The sequence below is a fragment of the Chryseobacterium sp. genome (genome assembly GCF_022712095.1).
Lineage (GTDB): Bacteria > Bacteroidota > Bacteroidia > Flavobacteriales > Weeksellaceae > Chryseobacterium.
Genome location: NZ_JALAHD010000102.1, coordinates 1 through 4,498, shown reverse-complemented (window position 1 = coordinate 4,498; position 4,498 = coordinate 1). Strand labels below are relative to the sequence as shown.

Here is a 4,498-nt window from a genome sequence, read left to right as displayed (position 1 = left end):
TATTATGCCTATTTTTTCAGAATCTAATAACTTCCCCACAAACAACGAGGCGGCCTTAAAAGGCCGCCTCGCTCTGGTTAGGTGAGATCAATTTAATTTTTTATAAATTTTTTAGTGACCACTTGCTGGCCAGATTCTATTCTCACAAAATAAATACCTGGAAGCTGATTCTACATATTGATATCTACTTCTGTATTTTCTTTGAATAAACCGGAGAATACTACTGTTCCTGAACTATTGACTATCTGTACAGTACCTGAAGTAAATTCCGTAACCAAAATCTTAAATACTCCTGAATTCGGATTAGGATAAATCTGAATATTAGATTCGGAAAGAATGGATTCGGTTGGTGTTACTTTAGCAGTTGCCGCTACAGCTGTAATAGGCTCCAATGATGGAGGAAAATAACTAGGTCGAGTAATCCCTATATATCTTGGTTCATCTCTGGCACAACGAACATTCATCGCTGTCTGTGGCATACTATCAGATGTTCTTCCCGAAGCAAAAGTTGCAGGGCTTAAATAGCCTTTTGCTGCGAGAGGTCTTCCTAATAAATAAACTCCACCCGAATAAGTATCATGTGTGGTAATACTGGAAGACCATAATCCAAATATTCCTCCCACCACTTCTTTTCTATAAGTTAAGCTATTCCCTCTGATACCACTAAAAGGATATCCTCCTATCCTGAATTCATTTCGTGTAAATCCTCCGTTACCATCATCATCTTTTCTGTCAAATATCAATCCTAAGTTACCGGGTGCTACCCGTCCATTATAGTTAGAACTTAAATAACCTTGACTATCTTGTTTCGTACCATAAACAGTACCAATTAGATTATCCCCATTATACCAAAGCGAGTTCCCTCTGTCTGTATATGCTGCCAAATCTGCTGCTCTACGGTCATTGGATGCCTGCACATAGTAGGTATCAGGAACTCTCCATCCTGATGGGCAAGGGTCAAATGGAGATTTTTTATTAGCATGCCCCCATCGGTCAGGAGCCCATCCATTTTCATTGGAAATCCAATCTATAGAAGATTCTCCTTTGTAGTTGAGACCTGTACTATACATAAAATTGAAAGGATTATTAACAGAGTATTCTAAAATTTTACTGATTTTCTGAGCTTTCTTATCATTGGCAGATAGTTGAGCAACTACACTATAATCTGAATAAGGTTTAGTATAATTGGTATTATATATATCATTATTGATATCCGTATAAGTCATTACTCCTGTAGTATTGGATCCCTTATAAACAGTTGAAACATCCTGAAACGACGGAATTGGATCTTTTCTACCCCATTGATATTGTAATCCATGAGATAATTTCACTTGTGCTTTTTCCGCCTCTGTAGGGGTTGTACCGTTTTTTAGTAAGGGGAACATTTCTATTGCGCCTAAATTTCTATCCATAAATTCCGTACTTAATGGTGCTAATCCTGTATTTGTAGGATTTACAAGGTGATCACCCAAATTCTGATAAGGAGTCTCTGTTCTATGAATAATGGTATTCGTTTCCGGATCCCCGTTGGGAACCCATATATGCCAACTCCATAATACCGGGTCATTTGAATTCTCATTAGCACCTATATGTAAAGAAATAATTGTATTTCCTTTTTGAGCACTATTAATTTTTACTTTGATTTTTGCATTTTCGTCACTACCATTTAATGATACACTCTCAATAAGTTGTTTATTTGTTGTCCAATAGATATTAGTTGATAAAGATCCCTGAGGCCAGCCATTCTTGGATAAATATTGATTATAAACAGCATATGCTTTATTGACTGGAATCTCTATCTCAGTTTGCCCCGATTTTACTAAATAAGTATTGGGATTTTCCAGTCCTTCTTTATAATTTTTTTTAATGCTCTCAATATATTGGGTAGGAAAATCTCCTATTTTTAATAAATTAGGGTCTCTCATACATCTTAGAGGATATCCCATATATGTACCGGTCATATCCCAAGAACCTATATATAATTTTTCATATTCATCAAATATTAACCTAAGATGGCTGGCCTGGGCAGCTCCATTTAGGCTTGCTCCCCACAATGTTCCTAGGTAATTATTATCCTGATAAATAATACTATCTCCTCCATTAAATGCAAAATAATCGTAGTAGGCTCCGGAAAAAGGGAATTGTCCTATATTTCTATAACTTTTTCCGGTAATTCCCGAAAAATCATATCCTATACCCGGATAAAGTTTTAACCCATTATATTTCCCTCCATAATTAACACTGTTATTGAATGGATTTTTATTGATGTCAATTTTATCTATAAAATCTCCAAAATCACGATCTTCTCCATTATCACCACGCCCCCATGGCGATTTGTAATGAATTCTATCTACCTGATGTCGGTAAGAGGGAACTCTCCACCCGTTCGGACAAGGGTCAAAAGGTGATTTAAGTTGGTAAGGTGCAATTCCTCCTGACACATATTTACCTTTTGTAGCATCTCCCCATAAATCATAATTAACAGGAAGTCCATTATTGTCTGTTTCTTTAAATTTTTGAGCAGCGAACCAGTGCCAGCTTTCCTCTTCCGTTCCTCTAACAGGATCGATATATGTAAATGGATTCAATACGGAATAGGCTATATTCTTATTAATCTCATTGCTTTGACGTTTTTTATGGCGAGTAGGTTCCTGTCTCCAGGTTAAAGGAATATCATAATCATTAAAAGAACCCGAGACGTCATAATAAGTATAATCCAGGAAAGTCAGAGGAGGGAAGGGATCTTTTCTTCCCCATTGATACATGAGTCCTCCCGATCTATTCCATTCATGCCCCAATATGTGATTGCTTGTAGCTCCTAAATTTCTATCCATGAAAGTAGGTAAAAAAGGGTCATCATCTATATTTCTTTCAACAACACTCAGTTTCGTAGGAACATCACCAGTAAACCCATGTCCAAATTTAACACCATCAGAAGGGTCATCAGTTACCCATACATGCCAGCTCCAAAGCACCGGATCTTTATGATTACCATTTGATCCCGAATGTAAGGCAATAACAGCATTTCCTTTACCCCGTAATTTGTCAATCATTACTTTGATTTTGTCTCCTTCCAGATCAACTGACTCTATTAATCCTGCAACATCTTCCCAATATACAGAAACAGAAGGACTACCCGTAGGTGCTGATTCATTTTTTAAATATTCATTATCCTGCCACATTGCATAAGCTTTTGTAGTAGGTATATATAAACCACTATATTCATCCTTATTTATATCAAAAATATAACTGTTAGGAGCTCGGGTCAAATCACAATCAGTTAATTCTATATACTTATCAATACTTAAAGTAGAAGTTTGTCCATTAGTATATGTTACCGTTAATTCTCCATCATATTTTCCCGGAGCAGTAAAAGTTATTTCGGGGCTGGGTCCACTTGCTGTAATACTGTCTGACCCCTTTTTAAATACCCAGGAATAGGAAGTAGGATTACCTAATGAATCTGCAGTAAACTTAACCGGTTTGTTTAAACATGCTTTATCAGGACCAGCAAATGCTGCAACCGGATTAAATACAGGATCATCCTGATATTTAATATTGGAATTGAGATTCATTCCACCAATATAATTGGTAAAATTTTCAATTACTACTTTTAATTCATAATTCCCTGCTTTTATGGGGTAGTCTAAAACATTTGGATTCCAGGAATTATAATATCCTGACCAAGTTTGGTCATTGTAATTTTCCTGATGTTCTGTCTCTACTATTTTAGTCTCTATTTCCGTTCCATCAGTCTTTTTTTCAACCAAATAAACCCAATTTCTATTAGTGGCTGTTGACCGTAAATTAAGTTTTCCATCTTTCGGAAGAGTGAAATTTCTTGTATAAGTATGTACTCCGTAAACAGCATCTTTTGTTGCAAACCATACACTGTTAGGATATATTCCATCTTTTAGGTCTGCAAGACTCCATCCACTTCTAGGAACTCTTGTCACAGGATAATCACTCGTGCCATCAGCAGCTGTATACCACCATTTGGTATCAGGAGTTCGAGGGTTAGAAGTAATTAAAGAACCATCGTCATTTTTACCTGTACTCAAATAAATAACTTTCTCAGAAGTAGTCGAAAAAATTGCTGAAACGATAGAAGTACCTTCTGAATTTGTTATTGTAAGTTCTGCTTTATAAGTCCCTGGCTTGCTGTAAGTAACCATAGGATTAACCATCGTAGATGTAGAAGGTATTCCCTCGGGAAAATGCCAAGAAATAGAAGTAGGATTCCCCAGACTGGTACTTAAAAATTTGATTTTATTTTCTGTAGAAGAAAGAGATTCCGCTGATACAGAAAATTTAGCGATAGGTTTCTGACCCGATGCCATAAGATAGCAAAGGGTTAGAAAAAATAAAATGATGTTTTTCATGGTTATGGAATTTAATGTTAGTTTCTATGATAATTTGAACATCTCTTAAATTTTAATTTTCATAAAAATACATATACCAATCAATATAAATCCCAATACAGTGAGTGATATATATC

Annotated in this window: 2 protein-coding genes; both read right to left on the bottom strand. The window is 35.9% G+C overall.

Translation table 11 applies throughout. The features are described 5' to 3' along the window. Positions 1-92 precede the first annotated feature (92 nt). Positions 93-155 carry a T9SS type A sorting domain-containing protein gene (locus Q0A18_RS16495; protein ID WP_363315948.1) on the bottom strand — a complete coding sequence of 21 codons (63 nt, stop codon included), beginning with the start codon at positions 153-155 and terminating at the stop codon, positions 93-95. Positions 156-170: 15 nt separating this feature from the next. Beyond that, positions 171-4,382 carry a PKD domain-containing protein gene (locus tag Q0A18_RS05110; protein ID WP_292009098.1) on the bottom strand — a complete coding sequence of 1,404 codons (4,212 nt, stop codon included), beginning with the start codon at positions 4,380-4,382 and terminating at the stop codon, positions 171-173. Positions 4,383-4,498 lie beyond the last annotated feature (116 nt).